Genomic DNA, 25667 nt, shown 5'->3' with positions numbered 1-25667 from the left:
CTTATAACAAAGTCCAAATTAAAATTGGCATAGAAACAAAAGCAAAAAGAACTCCAAAGGCTACAGCACTTACGGCTAAATTACTATCTAGTTTAGCTTTCATTACCATAGCTCCTGCTAAAGTCATAGTAGGAGCTGCACTTTCTATAATAGCAACGATGGTAGAATCTTTTAATTCCAAATTAAATATTTTTAAACAAAATACAAAAAATAAAGGAGCTAAAATCATTTTAGCAAAGATGACAACTATTGTAGGTTTGTAAGAGGTTTTAATCGCCATAAAGCCAAGTCCTAAACCTATAGCAAAAAGTGCAACAGGGGTTGCAGAGGCACCAAATAAACGAATAGGAGAGAAAATAAATTCAGGTAAAGTAATCAATTTACACAAAAAACCAAAAAGCAAAGCTAAAAAAGGTGGAAAACTAAGAATTTTTTTAACATTAGCAAGCAAACTGACTTTTTCTCCATTTCCCAAAGAAAGTATAAAAGGTCCAAAAAGTGATATAGGTAAAGTTGTGGCTAAAGCATCGTAAAATATAACTTCAGCGCTAAATTGTGGGTCATTAAATATACCAGCAACAATAGGCATACCCACAAATATAGTATTTCCAAAACAAGAAAGCAAAAACATACTGACTAAAGTTACTTTAGAAAAATGAAAAACTTTTCCAATAAGAATAGCAAAAAAAGCTGCTAGTATACAGCTAAACAATCCAATAAAAATAAAAATAATCAATGAAAAATCAAAATTTAAATGATATGCTTTATCGAAAATCAAACAAGGTAAAGCAAAAATAATAGCAAAATCTAAAAAAGTTCTAGCTTGTTTTTGCTTCAAAACGCCAATTCTTTTGGCAAAATATCCGCCTGCAAGTAAAATAAAAATTGTAAATAATGGTATAAAAACAAACATTGAGTAATCCTTTTTAAGGGATGGTTTTTGAAAACGGATAGAATTATATTCTTTATACTTAAAAAAAATCTTAATATTTTTTAAGTTTTTTAAAAAACCAATATTTTTTATTTTTTGTAACTTTAAGAAATTGTAAGTTGAAATTTGATTTTGAATAGTTAGTATTTTAAGTTGAATGATTATAATTTTAAATAATGGTGCGGTTAGCGAGATTTGAACTCGCACACGCGGAGCGCACCACCCCCTCAAGATGGCGTGTCTACCAATTCCACCATAACCGCATAGAAAAAAGCCCAAAAAAGGGCTTTAATAAGTTTTATTGTAAAACTATAAAAGGATTTGCGTAAAGTGCTATTAGCGCGATAACAAGAGCATAGATAACTTGTGCTTCAATCATCGCTAAAGCGATAAACATAGTTGTCATTAATTTTGGCCCAAGACCAGGGTTTCTAGCTGTTCCTGCAATTGTTGCCGCTGCAGTATTACCCATACCGATAGCACCACCAAGTGCTGCAACACCAAGACCTAAGCCTGCTGCAAGAACTGAAAATGCTTTAATCCATACATTAATAGCTTCTTGCTCTACTGGAGCATTAATTTCAGCTGCAAAAGCTACTGCTGCACATGCTAATAATAAAAAAAGAACTTTTTTCATTATCTTAACCTTTCTATAAAAAAATTTTTTTCAATTTTTAAATCAGTTCGGCTTGCGTATCCCTACTTAAGACTTAAAAATAAAGCCGAATTATAACCAAAGGTATCTTTATTTTTATTGAAATTTACAAAAATTCACATTTTTGATTTAAATTTGATTGTTTTCAATAAAGCTTAAAAGTTTTTTTGCTTTAATAATATTTTAAAATAATTTTTAAGTTAAGGTTGCAACATTGAGTTCTAAATTTTCAAAAATAGGTTTCATTTTAGCGGTAGCAGGTTCAGCGGTGGGCTTGGGTAATGCTTGGAAATTTCCAACACTAGTAGGTCAAAGTGGTGGATCTGCTTTTATCTTGCTTTATATAATTCTTACTTTAGGTGTAGGTTTTGTGATATTTTTAGCTGAGCTTAGCATAGGAAAAATTAGTGAAAAAGATCCGGTTAATGCCTATGAAAAGTTAGCACCTTCAAATAAAAAAGCTTGGTCTTATGTTGGTTTTACTATGGTGGGGGCGATTTTAATAGTTTCTTTTTATACCTTGGTGATTGGCTGGATAGTTAAATATGTGTTTTTAAGTATCACTGGAAATTTGCCTATGGATCTAGAAGTAAGTAAAGCACAGTTTGGATTTTTTATAAGTGAGGATTTTTTAAGTCAGTTTATTTGTTTTACTTTGGTTTTTTTATGTGTTTTTTATATTGTTTCTAAAGGTGTTAAGAATGGGATTGAAAAGTTAAATGTTTGGATGATGCCTTCATTGTTTATTTTACTTATTTTGATGCTTGTTTATGCTATTAGCAAAGATGGTTTTATAATGGCGGTTAAATTTCTTTTTGTACCTGATTTTTCCAAAATCAACACTTCAAACGTTCTTGAAGCCTTAGGACTTGCTTTTTTTAGTCTTTCTTTGGGCGTTGGAACGATTATTACTTATTCTGCTAGTCTGCCTGATAAAACTAATTTTATTACCAGTACTTTAAATATTATTTTTATCAATCTTTTAGTTGGTTTATTAATGGGTTTGGTTGTTTTTACTTTTATCTTTGAATTTGGTTACAATCCTAATCAGCAAGGACCAGGACTTGTTTTTATTTCCTTAGCTACTTTATTTGAAAAAATTGGAGTGATTGGTTGTATTTTTGGAGCAGCGTTTTTTATTTCTTTAATCTTTGCTGGTATTACTTCAGCTGTTTCAATGATAGAGCCTTTCACTTTTTACCTTATTAATACTTTTGGTATGAGCCGTAAAAAAGCTTTGATTTTAATAGGAATTGTTGTTTATATTTTAGGAATGTTGTGTATTTTATCTTCTTTAAAAAGTACTCAGTTTGGATTTTTTGGAATGAGTTTTTTTGATTTGCTTGATAGTGTTTCAAGCAAGGTTATTATGCCTTTAGGTGGAATTTTGGCAGCTATTTTTGTGGGATTTGTGATGAAAAAAGAAGCTTTAAAAATTTTATTTAAACCTTATATGAGGGGTATATTTTTTGAACTTTGGTATGTGTTTTTGAGATTTATTTCCCCTTTGGCTGTTGTTATAGTTATGATAGCCGCTTTTTTAAAGTGAGTTTGAAAAATAATGAGAACATATTTTTCAAAAATCGGTTTTGTATTGGCTGTTGCTGGTGGAGCCGTTGGTTTAGGTAATGCTTGGAAATTTCCAACTTTAAGCGCAGAAAATGGTGGTTTTGTTTTTGTGCTTTTATATTTGTTTTTTACTTTAACTATAGGATTTAGTATTTTTTTGGCTGAAGTGGCTATGGGACGTTTAAGTAAAAGTGATCTTGCAAATGCTTATTCAAATCTTGCCATAAAATATGGCAATAGATGGCGATATGGCGGCGTTTTTATGTTAGGTGGTATTTTTATCCTCTCTTTTTATCTAGTTATCATGGGATGGGTTTTAAAATATACTGTAGTGAGTCTTTATTATCTTCCTAAAACTTTAGATGAAGCAGTAAGTAATTTTCAGAATGTAATTACTACAAATTTGACAAGTTCTGTTTTTTTCTTCACTTTATCTTTTTTTCTTACTTTATTGATAGTATCTAAAGGTTTAATCAAAGGGATTGAAAAATTAAACGTTGTTATAATGCCTAGCTTGTTTTTAATGCTTGTTTTTATGTTGTTTTATTGCATGGGATTTAAGCAAGGTTTTGCAAATGCTTTTTCTTATTTATTTTATCCCGATTTTTCACATTTTAAATTCAGCTCTATTGGCGAAGCTTTAGGGCTTGCATTTTTTACCTTATGCTTGGGAATAGGTTGTATAGTTACATATTCATCGGCCTTGGATAAAAAAACAAATTTTATAAAAAGTTCAGTGTATATTGTTTTGATTAATTTATTGATTTCTTTTATTATGGGACTTATTGTTTTTACTTTTATCTTTGAATTTGGAGCCGATCCGCATACTCAAGGAGCAGGAATTGTTTTTGTATCCTTGATGAGTTTGTTTAATCAACTTGGAGCTTTAGGCTATATTTTTGCATTTTGTTTTTTCTTAGCACTTTTTTTTGCTGGTATTACTTCAGCTATTTCAATGATAGAACCTTTAACTTTTTATATGATTAATAACTATCAAATTTCTCGTGTTAAAGCTCTATTTTTAATAGGTTTATTTGTTTTTGTTTTTGGAATTTGTTGTATCTTGTCATTAAATTTAAATTTTTTTTCTATGTTTAGTTTTTTTGGCAAAGATTTTTTTACTTTATTAGATAAATTAACTTCAAATTTTTTACTTCCACTTGGTGCTATAGTATGCTCTATATTTGTAGGTTTTTTTATGAATAAAAAACAAATTTATAAAATTTTTTCTAAATTTATAAGTCGAAAAATTTTCTTAATTTGGTTGTTTTTTATTCGTTTTATATCGCCTATAGCAATAATTTTGGTAATGTGTTATCAAATTTTTGTATAATAATGAAAAAATATTTTTTTAAGGAAAAATAATGGCTAAAAAATTCATCGATGTAATGGATACAAGCTTTAGGGACGGTTTTCAGTCTGTTTATGGAGCTAGGGTTTTAATGGATGATTTTTTTCCTGCGGTAGAAGCAGCAAAAGAAGCGGGTATTACTCATTTTGAATTTGGTGGTGGTGCTAGATTTCAAAGCTTGTATTTTTATCTTAATGAAGATGCTTTTACCATGATGGATAGATTTAGGGCTATTGTAGGAAAAGATGTTAATCTTCAAACTTTAGCAAGAGGAGTCAATACCGTTACTTTAGATACTGGAAATAGTGAACTTATTGATTTGCATGCAAAACTTTTTGCAAAACACGGTACTACAACGATAAGAAATTTTGATGCCCTTAATGATGTAAATAATTTAAAATTTAGTGGTGAATGTATAGTAAAACATGGGTTAAAGCATGAAATTACTATTACTTTAATGGATTTACCGTCAAATTGCAAAGGTGCTCATGATGTGCCTTTTTATGAAAAAATTTTAAAAGAAATTTTAACAGCAGAAATTCCTTTTCATAGTATTTGTTTCAAAGATGCAAGTGGAACTTCTAATCCAAATAAAATTTATAAAACCATTAAAATAGCTAGAAAAATTTTACCTCAAGATACACATATTAGACTTCATACGCATGAAACCGCAGGGGTGAGTATAGCTTGCTATCTTGCAGCGCTTGAAGCAGGGGTTGATGGTATTGATTTGGCTGCAGCTCCTGTAAGTGGTGGAACTTCTCAGCCTGATATTTTAACCATGATGCATGCTTTAAAAGGCAAAGATTATGATTTAGGTGGACTTGAAGAAGAAAAAATTTTAAGATACGAAGAAGTTTTAAAAGATTGTTTAAAAGAGTATTTTTTACCACCTGAAGCTACTATGGTAAATCCACTTATTCCTTTTTCTCCTATGCCAGGAGGAGCTTTAACAGCAAATACACAAATGATGAGGGATAATAATATTTTAGATAAATTTCCACAGGTCATTCATGCTATGAGAGAAGTTGTGGAAAAAGGTGGATTTGGTACTTCGGTTACTCCAGTTTCTCAATTTTATTTTCAACAAGCATTTAATAATGTTATGTTTGGGCCTTGGAAAAAAATCGCAGAAGGTTATGGAAAAATGGTGCTTGGTTATTTTGGAAAAACTCCAGTTACACCCGATGCAAACATTGTTGAACTTGCTTCAAAACAACTTAATTTAGAACCCACTACAGAGCTTGCTATTAATATAGCCGATAAAGATGAGAGTAAAAGCATAGCTTATACTAAAACCTTGCTTGAAAAAGAGGGTATAGAAACGAGTGAAGAAAATATATTTATTGCAGCAGCTTGTAAAGAAAAAGGTATAGCATTTTTAAAAGGAGAGGCAAAGGTAAATATACGCAAATTAGCTAGCATGCCAAAGCCTATGAGTGTAGATGAAAACAAATTTACTGTAGCTGTAAATGGTAATAAATATCATGTGGAAGTGAGTTATGGTTTTGATAAAGATGTTAATGTTAAGAGTGTAAAAAAAGTAGAAGAAAATAAAAATATTATTTCTTCAAATTCAACAAGTTCTGTCGATGCTGAAAATGAAATTTTAGCAGGTATTTCAGGTAATGTCTTTAAAATTTATGTTAACGAAGGTGAGGAAGTAAAATCAGGTCAAGCTATCATGGTTTTAGAAGCAATGAAGATGGAGATTGAGGTTAATGCCCCAAAAGATGGAATTATTTTAGAGCTTTGTATTAAAATAGGTGATACTGTTAATGAAGGCGAAGTATTAGCTATTTACAAGAATTAAAGTGAGGGAAAAATGAAAAAATTTGATAAGTTAGGTTTGAATAATATAAAGGAAATTTTTCATAATTTAAGTTATGATGAATTAAATGCTCATGAAAAAGCAAATAATGAAGGTTTAAGCACGGATAATGATACTTTTTGTGTAGATACAGGGATTTTTACAGGTAGAAGTCCTAAAGATAAATATTTTGTAAAACAAGATCCATCTAGTAAATATATAGCTTGGGGAAAGGTAAATCAGCCTATTACAAAAGAATTATTTGATAAACTTTTAACTAAAGCAAAGCAAGAATTAAGCGGAAAGAAAATTTATGTTCAAGATGTTTTTTGCGGTGCTTCTTTGCAAAGTCGCAAAGCAGTAAGATTTGTTACTGAAATTGCATGGCAAGCGCATTTTGTTAAAAATATGTTTATTCGCCCAAGTCAAGAGGAACTTGAGAATTTTAAAGCAGATTTTATTGTTTATAATGCTTGCAAATGCATCAATGAAGATTACAAACAAGATGGTTTAAATTCAGAGGTTTTTGTGATCTTTAATGTTGAAGAAAATATAGCGGTTATTGGTGGAACTTGGTATGGTGGAGAAATGAAAAAAGGTATTTTTTCTATGATGAATTATTGGTTGCCACTAGAAAATAAACTTTCTATGCATTGTAGTGCAAATGTCGGAGAAAAAGACGATGTGGCACTTTTCTTTGGACTTAGCGGTACAGGAAAAACTACGCTTTCAACCGATCCAAAAAGAAGACTCATAGGTGATGATGAGCATGGCTGGGATGATGAAGGTGTGTTTAATTTTGAGGGCGGTTGCTATGCAAAAACAATCAATCTTGATCCTGAATATGAGCCTGAAATTTATGGAGCCATTAAAAGAAATGCACTTTTAGAAAATGTAGTTTTAAGAGCTGATAAGAGTGTTGATTATGCTGATGCCTCAAAAACAGAAAACACGAGAGTTTCTTATCCTATAGAGCATATTGAAAATCATGAGCCTAGTCTAAAAGCAGGGCATCCAAAAAATATTATATTTTTAAGTGCAGATGCTTTTGGAATTTTACCCCCGGTGAGCAAACTAAGCAAAGAGCAGGCTATGTATTATTTTTTAAGTGGCTATACAGCAAAAGTAGCTGGAACTGAGCGCGGTATAACAGAGCCTCAAGCAACTTTTTCAGCTTGTTTTGGAGAACCTTTTATGCCTTTACATCCAACGGTTTATGCGAGATTGCTTGGTGAAAAGATTGAAAAACATGAAGTTAATGTTTATCTTGTTAATACGGGTTGGAGTGGCGGAAGCTACGGTGTGGGTAAAAGAATGAGCATTAAGGCTACTAGGGCTTGCATTAATGCTATTCTAGATGGAAGTATTACAAAATGCGAATTTGAAAATTTTGAAGTGTTTGATTTAGCTATTCCAAAAGCTTTAGAAGGTGTAGAAAGTGTACTTTTAAATCCTATAAATACTTGGTTAGATAAAAATGCTTATATTGCAACAAGAGATAAATTAGCACATATGTTTATACAAAATTTTAAACGTTATGAAGATGTCAAAGAAGGCATTGAATTTAGCAAATTTGGACCAAAAATTTAAGGCATTTAAATGAAAAATGAAATGTGGTCAGGACGTTTTAGTGATGCAAGTGATGAGCTTTTAAAAGAATTTAATGCAAGTTTAAATGTAGATAAAACTTTGTTCAATGAAGATATACAAGGTTCTATAGCACACGCTACAATGCTTGAAAGTTGTGGTATTTTAAAAAAAGAAGAATTAGATGCTATTATAAAAGGTTTAGAGCAGGTTAGAAGTGAAATAGAGCAAGGTAAATTTATTTTTGATATTAAAGATGAAGATATTCATATGGCCGTAGAAAAGCGTTTAAGCGAGATTATAGGTAGTGAAATTGGTGGAAGACTTCATACTGCAAGAAGTAGAAATGATCAAGTGGCTACTGATTTTAAACTTTTTGTCAAAAAATCTCATATTGAACTTATAAAGCTTTTAAAAGAATTGATTCAAACCATGCTCGAACATGCTAAAGTGCATAAAAAAACTATTATGCCAAGTTTTACACATTTACAGCACGCTCAGCCTGTGAGTTTTTCTTTTTATATTTTAGCTTATGCTTTTATGTTAATGCGAGATATTAAGCGTTTGCAAAATAGCCTAGAACTCGCAGACTTTTCGCCACTTGGATCTTGTGCATGTGCAGGAACAAGCTATAGAACCAATCGTGAGTTGAGTGCTGAAATTTTAGGATTTAAAGATATTATGCTAAATGCTATGGATGGAGTGAGTGATAGGGATTTTGCTCTTGATTTGCTTTATGATATAGCAGTTATTTTTACGCACACATCAAGACTTTGCGAAGAAATGATCTTATTTTCAAGTTCGGAGTTTTCTTTTATAACTATAAGTGATAGCTTTTCAACAGGAAGTTCTATTATGCCTCAGAAAAAAAATCCTGATGTTTGTGAGCTTATACGTGGAAAAACAGGGCGTGTTTATGGAAATTTGATTTCTCTTTTAACTATAATGAAAGCTTTACCTTTAGCTTATAATAAAGATATGCAAGAAGATAAAGAAGGGATTTTTGATAGTGTAAAAACCGCTAAAGATAGCTTAATCATCTTAAATGCAATGCTAAAAGAAATACAAATTAATAAAGAAAATATGCTTAATGCTTGTAAAAAAGGTCATTTATTGGCTACCGATTTGGCAGATTATTTGGTGCGTGAAAAAAATATTCCTTTTAGAAAAGCACATTTTATAGTGGGAAATGTTGTTGCACAAGCTGAAGCACAAGGTATTGATATAAGTGAAATTAAAGATCTTTCAAAAATAGATCCTGTATTTGATGAAAAAGCTATGGAACTTTTAAATTTTGAATTTTCTTTAAATTCTAAGCAAAGTGAAGGCTCAAGTTCTATTGCAAGCGTAGAAAAGCAAATTCAAATTTTGGAAGGTTTTATTCAAAATTTATAAATATTGTTTAGGCTATTTTGCCTAAACATTGAATCTAAAGTGCATTACATCGCCGTCTAAAACGATATAGTCTTTTCCTTCAAGGCGTAGCTTTCCTGCTTCTTTGGCGCCATTTTCGCCTTTGTATTGGATATAGTCTTCATAGGAAATAACTTCAGCTTTTATAAAGCCTTTTTCAAAGTCATTATGAATCACACTTGCTGCTTTTGGTGCTTTCCAACCTTTTTTGATTGTCCAAGAACGCACTTCAACTACACCAGCGGTAAAATAACTGATCAGTCCAAGCTTAGCAAAAGCAGTGCGTATGATTTGATCAAGACCGCTTTCGTTAACTCCTAGAGAGCTTAAAAATTCATGACTTTCTTCATCGCTTAATCCTACTAATTCTTCTTCGATTTTTGCACAAAGCTTGATAACTTCATGATCATTTTTTTTAGCATATTCTTTTAAAGCTTTTACATAATCATTATCTTCACTAATACCATTTTCATCAACATTTGCACCATAAATCACCTCTTTAGCAGAAAGCAGTCTTAATTCCTTGATTAGGGCTTGATAAATTTCACTTTCCTTTTCAGGATAAGAACTTGCAGCTAAGCCTTTGTCTAAATGATCAAGTAAGGAATTTGCAAGTTCGAGACTTTCTTTGGCACCCTTTTGATTGGCTTTGGCTTCTTTGGTGAGTTTTTCTATTTTTTTACTCAGTTGCTCAATATCTGCTAAAATAAGCTCTGTATTGATAATTTCTACATCACGTAAAGGATCAACTCCACCTTCAACATGGGTAATATTTTCTTCATCAAAACAACGTACTATATGCAAAATAACCTCAGTTTCACGTATATTTGAAAGAAATTTATTTCCCAAGCCTTCGCCTTTACTTGCGCCTTTAACAAGTCCAGCGATATCTACAAATTCTATTAAAGAATGCATAATTCTTTCAGGTTTTACTATTTTAGCAAGTTCATTAAGTCTTAAATCAGGAACTTCAACCATGGCTTTATTAGGCTCTATGGTGCAGAAAGGATAGTTTGCACTTTGGGCATTTTGTGCTTTAGTTAAAGCATTAAAAGTTGTTGATTTGCCAACATTTGGAAGTCCTACTATACCTACGCTTAAACTCATTTAGCTTTCCTTAAAATTTGAATTAAATAATTAACACACATTCTAACTCCAGCTCCACCTGCGCCAAAACTAGAATATCCCCAAGATTTTTCTGTATAAGCAGGTCCTGCTATGTCAAGATGTAGCCATTTATCTTTATATTCTTTACGAATAAATTTATCTAAAAATAACCCTGCGGTAATTGCACCTCCGTAGCGACTAGAGGCAGTATTACTAACATCGGCAATATTTGATTTTATAAGTTCTCTTAAGTGAGGGTTGAAATGTAAGATTGTGGTATATTCTCCGCTTTTTTTAGAGCTTAGATAAAAATCATTTTGCAATTCCTCATTATTTCCCATAATAGCACTTGTAAATTCTCCAAGTCCTACAACACAAGCTCCAGTAAGAGTTGCCATATCGATAAGTAAATCAGGTTTTAAATCCTGTGCAAAAGAAAGACAATCAGCTAAAACCAAGCGTCCTTCTGCATCTGTATTTCTTACCTCTATGCTTACACCTTCACGACTGATTAACACATCATCAGGCTTATAAGCATTGCCGCCTATCATATTTTCAGTTGCGCCCAAAATGCAATGCACTTCTAAATCTAAAGCAAGTTCAGCCACGGCTTTTATGATTCCCATTACTGCTGCTGCACCGCTTTTATCAGCTTTCATTGTAAGCATAAAATCAGCTGGTTTTAAGCTTAATCCACCGCTATCGTAAGTTAAGCCTTTTCCAACAAATACAACACGTTTTTTTGCATTTTTGGCTTTATAGCTTAGATGAATGAGGCGTGGTGGGTGTATCGAGGCGCGATTTACCGCTAAAAAGGCATTCATTTTTTCTTTGGCTAAGAATTTTTCATCATAAATTTTACAAATAATGTTTTTATTTTCTTTAGCTAAATTTTGCGCATCTTCTGCCATTTTTAAAGGGGTGTAAATTTCAGGAATTTCATTGACTATATTTTTAGTAAAATTTGTAGCATTAGCTAAAATTTCTCCACGCTCTAAACCTATCTTAGCTTCATCTTTATTAAATTTCTTACCATTTAATTCTTCGCTTGAAATAATAAATTTTTCCAAAGTACTTGTTTTTTTCTCGCTTTTATATTTGTCAAATTTATAAGCTCCAAAAAGTACGCCTTCAACTAAAGATGCAAAACTTCTAACTACACAATCTCCTATTATGCTAGGAAGTTTTACGCTTTTAATATTAAGTTTCTCAAGAGTTTTATATGCTGTGCAAAGACTTAATCTTATATCCTCATAAGCAAGACTTTTAAGCTCTAAATAAAGCTTTTTATTGTTTAAGTCTAATAATGCACCTTCGCCTTTGTAATTATTAAGTTTAAAAAAATCTTTTTCTTTGTTAAAAATTTTTAAATTTTTATCCTGTATAAAAACAAGTTCAAAGTCTGCTTTTATAGCATCTAGTTTTTTATCGTTTAATTCAAATTTCATGATTTTTTCCTTTTATCTTTAAGTATAGCTTTTTCCATTTGTTTAAAACCAAATAATAAAAGGGATAAAAAAGCTATAATAATAATGGCTGCATAATACCAATGTTCTTCAGCCCAAGTCACCATCTTCCAAATTTGTTCTCCAAAATACCAAGCTAAAAGTATAGTGATTGATGCCCAAACCCAAGCACTAAAAAGATTGATAATAGCAAATTTTTTTGCACTATAACGCGTGATTCCTATACTCATAGGTATAATGGTTCTAAAACCATACATATAGCGTTGTATAAAAATAATAGGCCAACCAAAACGTTGTAAAAGTAGGTGTGCTACTGCAAATTTACGCCTTTGAGTTTTTAATTTTTTTTGTATGTAGCGTTTATTATATCTTCCTATATAGAAATAAATTTGATCACCTACAAAACCACCAAGTCCTGCTATAAATATAACAAAACCTAAATTTACATGTCCTTGATGAGCAAAAATACCTGCTAAAATTAAAGCTAACTCTCCTTCTAAAATGCACCATAAAAAAATAATAATATAAGCTAGATCTTTGTATTGGTAAAGTAAATTTTTTAAAAATTCTTCCATTTGTACCTTTCTATAGTTTTAAATTTCTAAAATACTATAAACTGAAGTAAGTTTTTCAAGTTTATTTGCTCCATTTAAATCTTTAAGATTCATTAAAAAACAAGCTTCAACACATTTAGCTCCAGCTTTTTGAATGAGTTCATATGAAGCTATAGCTGTTCCGCCAGTTGCTATTAAATCATCTACAAGTAAAACTCTTGCATTTTGAATATTTTTAAATGCATCTTTATGAAGTTCTACTTTATCGCTGCCATATTCAAGATCGTATTCGCAGCTAAAGGTTTCAAAAGGGAGTTTTCCAGGTTTTCTAATAGGCACAAAAGGAAGATTAAGTTTTGCACAAATCATAGATGCAAAGATAAATCCTCTGCTTTCTGTTCCTGCTATGAAGTCTAGATTGTAATCTTTGTAGCGTTCTTTTAAATGTCTAAGTAGAAAATTTAAAGCTTCTTTGTTATTTAGTAGAGTGGTGATATCTCTAAAAATAATTCCTTTTTTTGGAAAATCAGGAATAATCCTAATGCTATCAAGCAGATATTTTTTTTCTTCTTGTGTTAGTTTTATCATAATAATGCCTCGATTTTTGCTTCTAATTCTTTAATTCTTTGTCTTAGTTTGTCATTTTCCAAGCGATATTGAGAATTTCTGGTTCTTAAAGATGTAAGGTCTGCTTTGATTTTATTAAGCTCTTCTGTGAGTATATCTATATTTCCAAGGCTTCTTTGAAGTTGAATTTGTAGTTTTCTAATGACAATCTCAGTATCATCAAGATTGTTTTTGATAAAATCTTTTGATGTTTTTTCTTTATTAAGTAGAGTTTTATAGTAAAACAACATTACAATAAGATAGATAGTTGCACAAATCAATATAGTTAAAACAAGCCAGTTTGTAAACATTATATTTTTACCTCAATTTTTTGAATTCTTTGCATATGTCTCCCTTCTTCAAAAGGAGTTTGAATGAATTTTTCTATAATATCTATAGCTAATTCAACCCCAATTAATCTTCCGCCTAATGCCAAAACATTGGCATCATTATGCCTTCTTGCAAGTTCTGCACTTAAGCTTTCGTGGCATAATGCACAACGAATGTTTTTATGACGATTTGCTGCAATAGAAATTCCAATTCCACTTCCACAAATAAGAATGCCAAAGCTCCGTTTGTTTATTTTTTCGGCAAGTAAATGCGCATAATCAGGATAATCGCAGCTTGCGCAAGTGTTTGTTCCTAAATCGTTAAAAATTATATTTTTTTCTTTTAAAAATACGCAAATTTTTTCTTTTAATTCAAAACCAGCATGATCACTAGCAATATAAATTTTTTCCCTAAGCATTGGTTTCCTAAATTACTATATAAAATAAGATAAAAACCTAATCTTATCATATTAAATCATAAAAACAGCTTTTCTTTGTTTTAAAAATAAGCTTTATTTTTCTTTATATATGTTAGAATCATGTGACAAGAAAAATAAAATTTCAATAAATTAAGAGGAGAAGAAAGTGAAGCTCATACTCATAGGATCTTCAACAGGTGGTCCTAATCAGCTTAAATTTCTTTTAAAGGATATTGATGTAAAAAATACTTGTGTAGTTATAGCTCAGCACATGAGTGCCAGTTTTATTCCATCTTTTGTGGGGCAATTTAATAAAGAAGCTTTTAGTGAAGTGTGCTTATTGAACGATAAAGAGATATTAAGCAATAAAATTTATATTTGCCCTAAAAATACTATTTTATCTGGAAATTTAAATATTGTAGCCGCTTGGCAAGATGTGGCTTCAAGCTTTAAACCGAGTGTGGATTTACTTTTTCATTCCGCTGTTTCTTTGGCAAAAACAAATAAAATACTTGCTATTATTTTAACGGGCATGGGAGATGATGGCGCAAAAGGTTTATTTGAGCTTTATAAAACAGGAGTTAGATGTTTATGTGAGAATGAAGCAGATAGCGTCGTTTATGGTATGCCAAAAAGAGCAAAAGATATGAATCCGCATTTAAAACCTATGAGCTTAAAAGAAATTAAAAAAGAAATTGTAAATTTTATTGATCAGGATTAATAAAAGGAAAATTGCATGGAAAAAAAAATAACTCCTAGCGAATTGGAACTTAATGAATTTATAAAAATTATCAACGAAATGAGTGGTATTGATTTAACCGATAAAAAAAATATACTAGCTTTAAAGTTGAATAAATTTCTTGAAGGAACTAATACTAAAAATTTTTCCGAATTTTTGGGAAAATTAAAAAGCAATAGACAACTTAAACAAGAAACTTTAGATTTTGTAACCATAGGTGAAACTTATTTTTTAAGAGAATTGGCTCAATTGAAAGAAATAATTTATTATGCCAAAAGCTTAGAAAAGAGAGTAAATATCCTAAGCGCCCCTTGTTCAAGTGGAGAAGAAGTATATTCTTTGGCATTATTGGCTGCGCAGAATTTTATTAAAGATATGTATATTTTAGGCGTTGATATTAATTCAAGTGTGATTGAAAAAGCAAAACTTGGAAAATATCAAGGAAGAACTTTACAGCGATTGAGCGAGAGTGAAAAAAGAAGGTTTTTTTTAGAAAGCGAAGATAAATTTTATACTATTAATAAAAATGAGCTTTGTACTTGTAAATTTGAACTTTGCAATGTTTTTGAAGAAAAATTTTCAAGATTGGGAAAATTTGATATTATAGCTTCTAGAAATATGATTATTTATTTTGATCATGAATCAAAACTAAAACTTATGGAGAGATTTCATAGAATTTTAAATGATAAAGGAAGGCTTTATGTTGGCAATGCTGATTTAATTCCAGAGACTATTTATTTTAAAAAGATTTTCTCTCCAAGAGGTGTTTACTATGAAAAAGTATAAATTCTAAAAATTACTAAAAGTTACACTTTGGAAATTTATTAGTAAAAATAAGTTACATTTTGAAGTAGTTTTCTTTATTTAATGATAAAATAATTTCAATTAATTTTATATTTAGTTAAAAATAAAGGAAAAAACTTGATTGAATTAAAAAATGTAAACAAATACTACGGAACTCATCATGTTCTAAAGAATATTAATCTTTCTGTTAAAGAAGGTGAGAAGCTTGTTATTATAGGTCCAAGTGGAAGTGGAAAAAGTACAACTATCCGTTGCATGAATGGGCTTGAAGAAGTTAGTTCAGGAGAGGTCGTAGTTAACAATCTTGTTTTAAATCATAAAAATAAAATTGAAATTTGCCGAAAATATTGTGCAATGGTTTTTCAGCATTTTAATTTATATCCACATATGACGGTTTTGCAAAATTTGACCTTAGCTCCAATGAAACTTCAAAAAAAATCTAAAAAAGAAGCTGAAGAAACAGCTTTTAAGTATTTAAAAGTTGTAGGTTTGCTGGATAAAGCAAATGTTTATCCAGCAACCCTTTCAGGTGGACAACAACAACGCGTTGCTATAGCAAGATCACTTTGTACTAAAAAACCCTATATTTTATTTGATGAACCTACTTCAGCCCTTGATCCAGAAACCATACAAGAGGTTTTAGATGTAATGAAAGAAATTTCACATCAAAGCAATACTACCATGGTGGTTGTTACACACGAAATGGGTTTTGCAAAAGAAGTAGCAGATAGGATTATTTTTATGGAAGATGGTGCTATTGTGGAAGAAAATATTCCTAGTGAATTTTTCTCAAATCCAAAAACTGAAAGAGCGCGACTCTTTTTAGGGAAAATTCTTAAAAATTAACCAAAATTGAAAGGAGAAAAAATGGTTTTTAGAAAATCTTTGTTAAAGTTGGCAGTTTTTGCTCTAGGTGCTTGTGTTGCATTTAGCAATGCTAATGCAGCAGAAGGTAAGCTTGAGTCTATTAAATCTAAAGGACAATTAATAGTTGGTGTTAAAAATGATGTTCCGCATTATGCTTTACTTGATCAAGCAACAGGTGAAATTAAAGGTTTCGAAGTAGATGTTGCCAAATTGCTAGCTAAAAGTATATTGGGTGATGATAAAAAAATAAAACTAGTTGCAGTTAATGCTAAAACAAGAGGCCCTTTGCTTGATAATGGTAGTGTAGATGCAGTGATAGCAACTTTTACTATTACTCCAGAGAGAAAAAGAATTTATAATTTCTCAGAACCTTATTATCAAGATGCTATAGGGCTTTTGGTTTTAAAAGAAAAAAAATATAAATCTTTAGCTGATATGAAAGGTGCAAATATTGGAGTGGCTCAAGCTGCAACTACAAAAAAAGCTATAGGTGAAGCTGCTAAAAAAATTGGCATTGATGTTAAATTTAGTGAATTTCCTGATTATCCAAGTATAAAAGCTGCTTTAGATGCTAAAAGAGTTGATGCGTTTTCTGTAGACAAATCAATATTGTTAGGTTATGTGGATGATAAAAGTGAAATTTTGCCAGATAGTTTTGAACCACAAAGTTATGGTATTGTAACCAAAAAAGATGATCCAGCTTTTGCAAAATATGTTGATGATTTTGTAAAAGAACATAAAAATGAAATTGATGCTTTAGCGAAAAAATGGGGTTTATAATATGAATGAAAGTGTAGGTTTTGTTGAACATTTAAGACAAATTCTTACTTCTTGGGGTTTATATGATGAAAATAGTATAAGCCCTTTTGCGGTATGGAAATTTTTAGATGCTTTGGATAATAAAGATGCTTTTATTAATGGTTTTATTTATACTTTAGAAGTAAGCATTCTTGCTTTGCTTATAGCTACAATTTTTGGAACTATAGGCGGAGTTATGGCTACAAGTAGATTTAAAATTATCAGAGCCTACACTAGAATTTACGTAGAGTTTTTTCAAAATGTTCCTTTGGTAATACAAATTTTCTTTTTGTTTTATGCCTTACCTGTTTTAGGTATAAGGCTTGATATATTTACTATTGGTGTATTGGGTGTTGGGGCGTATCACGGAGCTTATGTAAGCGAGGTGGTTAGAAGTGGAATTTTGGCTGTGCCAAGAGGTCAGTTTGAAGCTTCTGCGTCTCAAGGGTTTACTTATATTCAACAAATGCGTTATATTATAGTACCTCAAACCATTAGAATTATTTTACCGCCGATGACAAATCAAATGGTAAATTTAATTAAAAATACCTCTGTATTGCTTATTGTAGGTGGAGCTGAGTTAATGCATTCTGCTGATAGTTATGCAGCTGATTATGGAAATTATGCGCCAGCTTATATATTTGCAGCGGTTTTATATTTTATAATTTGCTATCCTTTGGCTTATTTTGCAAAAGCTTATGAAAATAAATTAAAAAAAGCACATTTAACGAGATAAAGGGTTGTTAATGGAAAATGTTTTTAATGCACAAAATATTGAATTTTTAATGCAAGGTTTATTTCTGACATTAAAAATAGCCTTAGCAACTTGTATTATTTCGATTGTTTTTGGAACTTTTTTAGCTATAACTAAAAATTATGGGGATAGATTAAGTAAATTTTTAGCAGCTTGCTATATAGATATTTTTAGAAATACTCCTTTATTATTATGGATGCTTGCAGCTTGTTTTGTTCTACCTGTATTTTTTGGACAATTTCCTCAAGCTTTTTGGGGTACTATAGGATTTTCACTTTATACGAGTTCGGTTATGGCTGAAATTATTAGAGGTGGATTAAATTCTATACCAAAAGGTCAGTTTGAAGCAGCTTATTCTCAAGGTTTTGGTAAATTTTTTACTCTTTTTTATATTATTTTACCACAAACTTTTAGAAAAATAATACCTGCTTTATTATCTCAAATTGTAACCACTGTAAAGGATACAGCTTATTTAGCGGGTTTAGGTATAGCTGAACTTACTTATAATTCAAAAACTATATTGGCAAAACTAACAAGTTTTGAAGAAATTTTAGCGATGATAGGTGTTGTTGCGGGAATTTATTTTATAATATGTTTTTCACTTTCTATGTTGGTAAGATATTATGCCAAAAAGACAGCTTACATTTCTTAAAAAAGCTTATATTTTTATATAAGCTTTTTAAATTTACAGCAGTTTTTAACATTTTTTTTATTAAAATCTTTTGTATTAATTCATAATTTTATTGATTAAGGTTTTTTATGCGAGGTTATAAAATTTTTTCAGGCTCAGCTAATGTCGAATTTGCAAGACAAGTTTCTAAATATCTCTCCCTGCCTTTAAGTGATGCTGGAGTAAAGCGGTTTAGTGATGGAGAGATTAGTGTTCAAATTGATGAGAGTGTACGCGGAAAGGATGTTTTTATTATTCAAAGTACTTGCGCTCCTACAAACGATAATTTAATGGAACTTTTAATTCTTACAGATGCTTTGCGTCGCTCAAGTGCAAATTCAATTACGGCTATTATCCCATATTTTGGCTATGCGAGACAAGATAGAAAAGCAAATCCTAGAGTGCCAATTACTGCTAAACTTGTGGCTAATTTGATTCAAGCAGCTGGGATTGATCGCGTAGCTACGATAGATTTGCATGCAGGACAAATTCAGGGTTTTTTTGATATTCCAGTAGATAATCTTTATGGAAGTATAGTTTTTAATGATTACATTAAAGCCAAACATTTTAAAAATGCTATTATAGGAAGTCCAGATATAGGGGGTGTTGCAAGAGCTAGGAGTGTTGCAAAGCATTTAGGACTTGATATAGTTATAGTTGATAAGCGTCGTGAAAAAGCCAATGAAAGTGAAGTAATGAATATTATTGGAGATGTAAAAGATAAAGAAGTTATCTTAGTGGATGATATTATTGATACTGCTGGCACTATAGTTAAAGCCGCGGAAGCTTTAAAAGAAAAAGGTGCAAAATCTGTTATGGCTTGCTGTACTCATGCAGTTTTAAGTGGAAAAGCCTATGAGAGAATAGCAAGTGGAGTTTTAGATGAGCTTGTGGTAACAGATACTATACCTTTAAAAGAGCAATTACCAAATATTAAAGTATTAAGCGTTACACCTGTTTTTGCTGAAGTAATACGTCGTGTTTATCATAACGAAAGTGTAAATTCTCTCTTTATTTAGATTAAAAAAGCTTAAAGATTATTTTTAAGCTTTTCATTTTTATGCTACTTAAAGAAACAAAAAACATATATTTTTTTAAAAATGTGAAAAAACTAAACATCTTTCTATATAATTTAATCTATAAATCTGCTATTCTTTGAAAATATTTTATTTTCTTAGGAGAAATATGACTCAGTTAAGTACTAAAATTTTATGGTTGTTTGTTGCAACTTTAGGCGCTATTTGTTTTGGTTATTTAGCTTTACAAAATGGCGAAAGTGTATCAGCGATTTATTTGGTGGTTGCTGCTGTATGTATTTATATGATAGGATATAGATTTTATGGGCGTTTTGTAGCTTATAAGGTTTTAGAACTTGATAAAAATCGTGCAACACCAGCACTTGTAGAAAATGATGGGCGTGATTTTGTGCCTACAAATAAAGCTGTATTATTTGGACATCATTTTGCTGCTATTGCAGGAGCAGGTCCATTAGTAGGACCTATCTTGGCCGCTCAAATGGGATATTTGCCTTCTATGCTTTGGATTTTAGTAGGAGGAGTTTTAGCGGGTGCTGTGCATGATTTTGTTGTTCTTTTTATATCTACTCGTAGAAAAGGTAGAAGTCTTGGCGAGATGATTAAGGATGAGATGGGTAAATTTACAGGTGGAGTTGCTATGGTGGCGATTTTTGGCATTATGCTTATTATTATTGCCATTTTAGCTATGGTGGTTGTAAAAGCTTTAGCAGAATCTCCATGGGGTTTATTTACTATCGCAATGACTATTCCTATAGCAATATTTATGGGCATTTATATGCGTTTTATCCGTCCAGGTAGAGTAGGGGAGGCTTCTATAATAGGTTTTGTGCTTTTAATTTTGGCTATTCATTATGGTAGCGTTATAGCTGCTGATCCTTATTGGGCTAAAATATTTACTTTAGAAGCTCCAACTTTGGCAATTGTTATGATGGCTTATGGTTTTATTGCTTCTGTTTTACCTGTGTGGTTTTTACTTGCTCCAAGAGATTATCTTTCAACTTTTTTGAAAATCGGTGTTATTGTGGTAATGGCTGTAGCTATTGTTTTGGTTGCTCCTGATTTACAAATGCCAAAAGCAAATACTCAGTATTTTGATGGAACAGGTCCAGTATTTGCAGGTGGAGTGTTTCCATTTTTATTTATTACCATTGCTTGTGGTGCGATCAGTGGTTTTCATGCTTTGATTTCTAGTGGAACTACTCCTAAAATGCTTGAAAACGAAACTCATACTTTGGCTGTTGGATATGGCTCTATGCTTGCTGAGAGTGCTGTGGCGATTATGGCTTTAATTTGTGCTTGTATTTTACATCCAGGTCTTTATTTTGCTATAAATTCAAGCTCTGCTTTGATAGGAACAGATGTTGTAAATGTAGCACAAACTATTTCAAGTTGGGGATTTAGTATTGCTCCTGAAGAAATTACTACTTTAACCACAAATATAGGAGAGCATACTATACTTTCAAGAACAGGGGGAGCCCCGACTTTTGCTATAGGTGTAGCTTTGATCTTGCATGAACTTTTTGGCGGCGTGGATTTGATGGCTTTTTGGTATCATTTTGCTATATTGTTTGAAGCTTTATTTATTTTAACAGCGGTGGATGCTGGGACAAGGGCTTGTCGTTTTATGGTGCAAGATATATTGGGTAATGTTTATAAACCTTTAGGAGATATTCATAATTATCCAGCTGGACTTTTGGCTACGGCTTTAAGTGTTGCAGGTTGGGGATATTTTCTTTATCAAGGCGCCATTGATCCTAAGGGAGGAATTTATACACTTTGGCCTCTTTTTGGCGTGAGCAATCAAATGCTTGCGGGTATGGCTTTGCTTCTTGCTACAACTATACTTGTAAAAATGGGCAAGGCAAGATATACTTGGGTTACTTTAGTACCTGCGGTATTTGTCTTAGCGGCAACTCTGTATGGAGGAATTCAAAAAATTATGCCTTATGAAGAAGGCAATAAAATAGCAAATGCGGTAAGTCATGTAGCCGCCGTTAGCATACAAAGTCAAAAAATTAAAGATTTAGAATTTAAATTAAATAATACTAAAGATGAAAAAGAAATTTCTACAATTAGAAAAGAAATTTCAATAGCCACTCAAAATAAAGTTGGAAATTTACTTAATGCAATTCTTTGTGTGTTCTTTATGATAGCTACCTTGCTTGTTATAATTTCTTGTATAGGAATTTGCTTAGGTAAAATTAAAATTCCTCTTAAAGAAACTAAGTATATTAAGATTGATGAATTTCAAAAAATTTAAGTATTATTATGAAAAAGCCGAAAGGTTTTTTCATCCCTTGGTGGGACTTTCTAGTTATGATAAGTATTTAGAACACATGAAACAAAAACATCCAGGAAAAATTCCAAAAACCAGAGGGGAATTTTTCAAAGAATGTCTAGATAAAAAATATAATAGTGGCGGTTTAAATAAATGCTGATAAGCTTAAAGGATAAAGTTTTATCATACAAAATAAGCTTTAAGCATTTAAAAAGCCATGAATTCTTTTAAGTTCTTCACTAATAGGTTTTTTCTTTCCATCTCTTGTAACACTTACATAAGTTACTAAAGCCGAAGTTACATTAATGCAAGAAGTACAACCTTGAGAATCCACTCTTTGAGCTGTGACTTCTACTTCAACGCTGATTGAAGTGTTGCCCACATTTACAACTTTAGAGTAACAAGAAATTATATCGCCTATAAAAACAGGTTCTTTAAAAACTACTTTATCCATAGAGATGGTTACAACGCGTTCAGGAGAAAGTTCTCTTGCTGCGATAGCTCCTGCTAAATCGATTTGTGAAAGTATCCATCCGCCAAAAATATTTCCTGCTGGATTTGTGTCACTTGGCATAGCTACAATTTTTAATTTTGGTTCTCCCATATCTCTCATTTTTACTCCTTATTTTAAAAAATGAATTATAATTAAAAAAGTTAAAAAGGAGAATAAAAGTATGAATAATTTTAAAGAAATAGCTAAATTGGTTAGAAAATACAAAGAAAGAAATAATGCGTTATATGAGTTTTTAGACAAAGAAGATGTGGGCGAGTATTTTAGATCTTTGATTTCTTTAAGTGAGTTAAAACAAGATAAGACAACTATGCTAGCCATACTTAGGCGTTTGATTGATTTAAAAGAAGAAAATTTAGTTCAAGAGTGGAAAAAAAACAACTTTAAGGAAGATAAGATTATAGAGTTAAAACATAAGTTCTATGAAGAGGTTAGAAAGTTTTATGAAAAAGAACATCAAAATTTAATTAATGAAATAAAAGAGAAAAAACTTTTAAATAATTTTTATCAGTCCTTAATACAAGGAGTGCATAATATAGGTTTAATTATGAATATTTTTGAAATTTCTTGGACTAAAGAAATTATAGAAAAAAATAATAAAATTTTATCTACTCAATTTCCAAATTTAGATGATGCAATGGAATTTTTGCGTAAAAATCATTTATATCAAAAAACTCCAGAAGGAGAAATTTGTGAGCGAAGCTATGGTGTTTTAGTTAGAATAGGAAATTTATGGAAATTTGTTCCTTATGCGAGATTTTTCGAGAATGAAATTTTAAAATTAGAATTTGCTTTTGAAAATATGATTGATCAGCTTAAAATATTTGCTAGTAACGAAGAGGAAAAAGCTTATATAGAATATTTTGAAAAATTAAAATTAGCGTTTTGTGAAAAAGATGAAGATAGGGTTATAAAAGCTTGGCAAGAAGCTGAATTTGCTTGGATGAAAGTAAAATCACCTTTACAAGTGGGACATCCTTTAGAATATTATGAAGATAATTATACTCATGCGGTGGCATTAGAATGGGATATAAGAATAGAAGATGAAAATGATTTTGATGTTTTGAAATTTGGTAATGAAATTAAGGAAAGTTTTGAACATGTTTATAAAAATATAGGACTTGAAGATTGTGAATTAGAAAAAGAAGTTTTATCTAATATAGAAAAAACTCAACTTTATATTTGCACTCCGATGATATTTTATGGTGCTGAACTTAAAGGTTTATTCTCAGCTCAAGTCGTTCCAAATGATGAGTTTGTAAGTTCTAAGGCGGGCAAAAAAATATTTGCCTTTATAAATTTTGTATATGAAAATGCTAAAACAAAGCCTTTTATGAAAATTTCTAGCGAGGTTTTTGATAAAGAATTTTTGGATTTTGGAAGAAATATTTTATTTTATCAGGAAAAAATTTGGAAAAGGGTTTATGAAGTATCAACTATAGGCCATGAATTTGGTCATATATTTTTTATTGCTAATGATACCGAAAAAACAATGAATCAGAGTGGTTTTTTTAAAAATATAGAAGAATATAAAGCTACTACAGGTGGACTTATAAATTTCTTTTATCATGAACAAGATGACTTGATAATGCCTGTTTTTCATGAACTTATAAAAAGAGCTATTGGACTTATTTCTTGGCAAAGGGTTGATGAAGTTAGACCTTATTATACAGAAGGACTTATTCATCTTAGTTTGCTTTTTGAAAGTGAAGTATTGATTTTTGAAAATAATAATTTGAAGATAAATTTTGATTTAGGGCATTATGAAAAATTTAAAGAACTAACTTTAAAAAATTATCATGAATTAGTAAAACACTATGCTTTAAGACTTGATGCAAAAGAATTTTTAAGTAGATTTTGTGAAATTGAAGATAATATTTTTCTTCCTATTATGCCTAAGTGTAAAGAATTTGTTAAATTTTATTATGATTTATACGAAAAAATTGGTAATGAAATTGATAATAGCGGAGAATTTGAAAGATATAAGAAAAAATAATAAAGTTTTTTGAAAAAAACTTAAAAAAGCTGTTTTTTACTTGATATTGTTTTTTAAATATGCTAAAATTAGGCGTTTCAATTAAAACAAAGGAGCTTTTATGACTAAAGCAGATTTCATTTCATTAGTTGCTCAAACAGCTGGGCTAACAAAAAAAGACGCTACTACTGCTACTGATGCAGTTATTTCTACTATTACTGATGTTTTAGCTAAAGGTGATAGCATCAGTTTTATTGGTTTTGGTACTTTTTCAACTCAAGAAAGAGCTGCTAGAGAAGCTAGAGTACCAAGCACAGGAAAAACAATCAAAGTTCCTGCTACAAGAGTTGCAAAATTTAAGGTAGGTAAAAACCTTAAAGAAGCTGTTGCAAAAGCAAGCGGCAAAAAGAAAAAATAAAACTTCGGCTAGATAAATTCTAGCCTTCTTTCTGAATTAATTCAGATATTTTGTATCTTTTATTTGCTTTATTTTTATATACTTACTTGAAACTAAATTTTTGAAAGGTTGGTTTTATGAGAGTTTATAAAAAAGTAAATGAACTTATAGGCAATACTCCTATAATACAATTAGAGAAATTTGGTGCAAATCTTTTTGCTAAATGCGAATTTTTAAATCCAAGTCATTCTATAAAAGATAGAGCAGCTTTTGAAATGATTAAAGATGCTTTAGATAGCAAAAAAATTAATCAAGATACTACAATAGTTGAAGCAACTAGTGGAAATACTGGAATTTCTTTGGCTATGATTTGTGCAGATTTAGGACTTCAATTTGTTGCCACTATGCCAGAATCTATGAGTATAGAAAGACGCAAAATGATAACTCTTTTTGGAGCACAACTTGAACTAACTCCTGCAAATTTAGGTATGAAAGGTGCAGTGGATAAAGCTAATGAAATTTTAAAAAATACCCCAAATTCTTTCATGCCATCGCAGTTTGATAATTTGGCCAATAAAAATGCACACCGCAAAACTACTGCCTTAGAAATATTAAAAGATTTGGATAATGATCTTGATATTTTTGTAGCGGGTTTTGGAACTGGTGGTACTATCAGTGGAGTTGGGGAAATACTAAAAGAAAAATTAGAAAAAGTGCATATTGTTGGAGTCGAGCCTCTAAATTCTCCATTGCTTAGCAAAGGTGAAGCGGGAAGCCATAAAATACAAGGAATAGGGGCGAATTTTATACCTGCTATTTTAAATAAAGAAGTTATAGATGAAGTGATCACAGTAAGTAATGAAGATGCTATAAATACAGCCAAAGAACTTGCCAAAAGTGGTTTAATGGTAGGTATATCAAGTGGAGCAAATGTATTTGCCGCAAGTATGCTAGCAAAGAAATTTCCAGATAAAAGAATTTTAACTATGCTAAACGATACGGCTGAAAGATACCTCTCAACTGATCTTTTTGCTTAAGTA

The 25667-nt window shown here is 30.8% G+C and carries 26 protein-coding genes and 1 tRNA gene; 17 read left to right on the top strand and 10 right to left on the bottom strand.

Annotated elements, in window-relative coordinates:
• Window position 1: 1 nt before the first annotated feature.
• The 3 genes from FBE87_RS04555 to FBE87_RS04545 form a co-directional block, all read right to left on the bottom strand.
• Window positions 2-913 carry an AEC family transporter gene (locus tag FBE87_RS04555; protein WP_002853271.1) on the bottom strand — a complete coding sequence of 304 codons (912 nt, stop codon included), beginning with the start codon at window positions 911-913 and terminating at the stop codon, window positions 2-4.
• 195 nt (window positions 914-1108) lie between these two features.
• Window positions 1109-1194, bottom strand: a tRNA-Leu gene (locus FBE87_RS04550).
• Between the two features lie 35 nt (window positions 1195-1229).
• The gene (locus tag FBE87_RS04545; RefSeq protein WP_002860554.1) at window positions 1230-1568 is read right to left on the bottom strand and encodes a F0F1 ATP synthase subunit C; all 339 of its coding nucleotides are present in this window, start codon (window positions 1566-1568) and stop codon (window positions 1230-1232) included.
• A 232-nt stretch (window positions 1569-1800) separates the two neighbouring features.
• Between FBE87_RS04545 and FBE87_RS04540 the strand changes: the two genes are divergently transcribed.
• Genes FBE87_RS04540 through argH form a run of 5 tightly spaced genes read left to right on the top strand, consistent with a single transcriptional unit; the run spans window position 1801 to window position 9298 of the window.
• Window positions 1801-3135: a sodium-dependent transporter gene (locus FBE87_RS04540; protein WP_002858451.1), complete on the top strand. Its 1335-nt coding sequence runs from the start codon at window positions 1801-1803 to the stop codon at window positions 3133-3135.
• A gap of 12 nt (window positions 3136-3147) precedes the next feature.
• A complete protein-coding gene (locus FBE87_RS04535; protein WP_168977227.1) occupies window positions 3148-4488 on the top strand; it encodes a sodium-dependent transporter in 1341 nt (446 codons plus the stop codon).
• Window positions 4489-4519: 31 nt separating this feature from the next.
• Complete coding sequence (locus FBE87_RS04530; protein ID WP_100626326.1) at window positions 4520-6319, top strand: biotin/lipoyl-containing protein; 1800 nt, start codon at window positions 4520-4522, stop codon at window positions 6317-6319.
• Between the two features lie 12 nt (window positions 6320-6331).
• Window positions 6332-7906, top strand: coding sequence for a phosphoenolpyruvate carboxykinase (ATP) (pckA, locus tag FBE87_RS04525; RefSeq protein WP_100626327.1), 1575 nt, complete (start codon window positions 6332-6334; stop codon window positions 7904-7906).
• Window positions 7907-7915: 9 nt separating this feature from the next.
• Window positions 7916-9298: an argininosuccinate lyase gene (argH, locus tag FBE87_RS04520; protein ID WP_002870278.1), complete on the top strand. Its 1383-nt coding sequence runs from the start codon at window positions 7916-7918 to the stop codon at window positions 9296-9298.
• Window positions 9299-9319: 21 nt separating this feature from the next.
• Here the strand turns inward: argH and ychF are convergent, their stop codons facing one another.
• Genes ychF through rpiB form a run of 6 tightly spaced genes read right to left on the bottom strand, consistent with a single transcriptional unit; the run spans window position 9320 to window position 13797 of the window.
• A complete protein-coding gene (ychF, locus tag FBE87_RS04515; RefSeq protein ID WP_100626328.1) occupies window positions 9320-10423 on the bottom strand; it encodes a redox-regulated ATPase YchF in 1104 nt (367 codons plus the stop codon).
• Complete coding sequence (locus FBE87_RS04510) at window positions 10420-11871, bottom strand: leucyl aminopeptidase (RefSeq protein WP_002873205.1); 1452 nt, start codon at window positions 11869-11871, stop codon at window positions 10420-10422. Before FBE87_RS04510 ends, ychF begins: the two co-directional genes overlap by 4 nt.
• The gene (locus tag FBE87_RS04505) at window positions 11868-12464 is read right to left on the bottom strand and encodes a DedA family protein (protein WP_002854047.1); all 597 of its coding nucleotides are present in this window, start codon (window positions 12462-12464) and stop codon (window positions 11868-11870) included. Before FBE87_RS04505 ends, FBE87_RS04510 begins: the two co-directional genes overlap by 4 nt.
• Before the next feature lie 18 nt (window positions 12465-12482).
• The gene (apt, locus tag FBE87_RS04500) at window positions 12483-13031 is read right to left on the bottom strand and encodes an adenine phosphoribosyltransferase (RefSeq protein WP_052846097.1); all 549 of its coding nucleotides are present in this window, start codon (window positions 13029-13031) and stop codon (window positions 12483-12485) included.
• Window positions 13028-13360, bottom strand: coding sequence for a membrane protein (locus FBE87_RS04495; protein ID WP_002853247.1), 333 nt, complete (start codon window positions 13358-13360; stop codon window positions 13028-13030). Before FBE87_RS04495 ends, apt begins: the two co-directional genes overlap by 4 nt.
• Window positions 13360-13797, bottom strand: a complete 438-nt coding sequence (gene rpiB, locus FBE87_RS04490; RefSeq protein ID WP_002853308.1) for a ribose 5-phosphate isomerase B — start codon at window positions 13795-13797, stop codon at window positions 13360-13362. Before rpiB ends, FBE87_RS04495 begins: the two co-directional genes overlap by 1 nt.
• 166 nt (window positions 13798-13963) lie before the next feature.
• Here rpiB and FBE87_RS04485 point away from each other — a divergent pair, with 166 nt between their 5' ends.
• From FBE87_RS04485 to kcuS, 9 genes are all read left to right on the top strand, one after another.
• Window positions 13964-14518 carry a chemotaxis protein CheB gene (locus tag FBE87_RS04485; RefSeq protein WP_002853263.1) on the top strand — a complete coding sequence of 185 codons (555 nt, stop codon included), beginning with the start codon at window positions 13964-13966 and terminating at the stop codon, window positions 14516-14518.
• Between the two features lie 15 nt (window positions 14519-14533).
• Window positions 14534-15322, top strand: a complete 789-nt coding sequence (locus FBE87_RS04480; protein ID WP_002853285.1) for a CheR family methyltransferase — start codon at window positions 14534-14536, stop codon at window positions 15320-15322.
• A gap of 135 nt (window positions 15323-15457) precedes the next feature.
• On the top strand, window positions 15458-16186 hold the full coding sequence (locus tag FBE87_RS04475; protein ID WP_002853259.1) for an amino acid ABC transporter ATP-binding protein: 729 nt from the start codon (window positions 15458-15460) through the stop codon (window positions 16184-16186).
• Window positions 16187-16207: 21 nt separating this feature from the next.
• A complete protein-coding gene (peb1A, locus tag FBE87_RS04470; RefSeq protein ID WP_002853252.1) occupies window positions 16208-16987 on the top strand; it encodes a bifunctional adhesin/ABC transporter aspartate/glutamate-binding protein PEB1a in 780 nt (259 codons plus the stop codon).
• A gap of 1 nt (window position 16988) precedes the next feature.
• The gene (locus tag FBE87_RS04465) at window positions 16989-17741 is read left to right on the top strand and encodes an amino acid ABC transporter permease (RefSeq protein WP_100621148.1); all 753 of its coding nucleotides are present in this window, start codon (window positions 16989-16991) and stop codon (window positions 17739-17741) included.
• Between the two features lie 10 nt (window positions 17742-17751).
• Window positions 17752-18411 (top strand): amino acid ABC transporter permease, encoded by a 660-nt coding sequence (locus tag FBE87_RS04460; protein WP_002853290.1) that lies wholly within the window; start codon window positions 17752-17754, stop codon window positions 18409-18411.
• Window positions 18412-18518: 107 nt separating this feature from the next.
• Window positions 18519-19448, top strand: coding sequence for a ribose-phosphate pyrophosphokinase (locus FBE87_RS04455; protein ID WP_002853293.1), 930 nt, complete (start codon window positions 18519-18521; stop codon window positions 19446-19448).
• 166 nt (window positions 19449-19614) lie between these two features.
• A complete protein-coding gene (locus FBE87_RS04450) occupies window positions 19615-21726 on the top strand; it encodes a carbon starvation CstA family protein (protein WP_100626329.1) in 2112 nt (703 codons plus the stop codon).
• The gene (gene kcuS / locus FBE87_RS04445; protein WP_002867452.1) at window positions 21707-21904 is read left to right on the top strand and encodes a KCU-star family selenoprotein; all 198 of its coding nucleotides are present in this window, start codon (window positions 21707-21709) and stop codon (window positions 21902-21904) included. The genes FBE87_RS04450 and kcuS overlap by 20 nt, the downstream gene beginning before the upstream one ends.
• Before the next feature lie 39 nt (window positions 21905-21943).
• Here the strand turns inward: kcuS and FBE87_RS04440 are convergent, their stop codons facing one another.
• Entirely contained in the window at window positions 21944-22357 is a 414-nt protein-coding gene (locus tag FBE87_RS04440; protein WP_002853544.1) for an acyl-CoA thioesterase, read from the bottom strand.
• A gap of 61 nt (window positions 22358-22418) precedes the next feature.
• Here FBE87_RS04440 and ciaB point away from each other — a divergent pair, with 61 nt between their 5' ends.
• The 3 genes from ciaB (at window position 22419) to cysK (ending at window position 25664) form a co-directional block, all read left to right on the top strand.
• A complete protein-coding gene (gene ciaB, locus FBE87_RS04435) occupies window positions 22419-24251 on the top strand; it encodes an invasion protein CiaB (protein WP_100608622.1) in 1833 nt (610 codons plus the stop codon).
• 100 nt (window positions 24252-24351) lie between these two features.
• Window positions 24352-24648 carry an HU family DNA-binding protein gene (locus FBE87_RS04430; RefSeq protein ID WP_002859562.1) on the top strand — a complete coding sequence of 99 codons (297 nt, stop codon included), beginning with the start codon at window positions 24352-24354 and terminating at the stop codon, window positions 24646-24648.
• A gap of 116 nt (window positions 24649-24764) precedes the next feature.
• Window positions 24765-25664 carry a cysteine synthase A gene (gene cysK, locus FBE87_RS04425; protein WP_002859561.1) on the top strand — a complete coding sequence of 300 codons (900 nt, stop codon included), beginning with the start codon at window positions 24765-24767 and terminating at the stop codon, window positions 25662-25664.
• The last annotated feature ends 3 nt before the right edge of the window (window positions 25665-25667 follow it).

Origin of the sequence: Campylobacter sp. CFSAN093246, from assembly GCF_012889415.1 — a bacterium.
In the GTDB taxonomy this organism is placed as follows: Bacteria; Campylobacterota; Campylobacteria; order Campylobacterales; family Campylobacteraceae; genus Campylobacter_D; species Campylobacter_D jejuni.
Note: the sequence above shows the minus strand (reverse complement) of the source record. Positions and strands in the feature narration are given on the sequence as shown.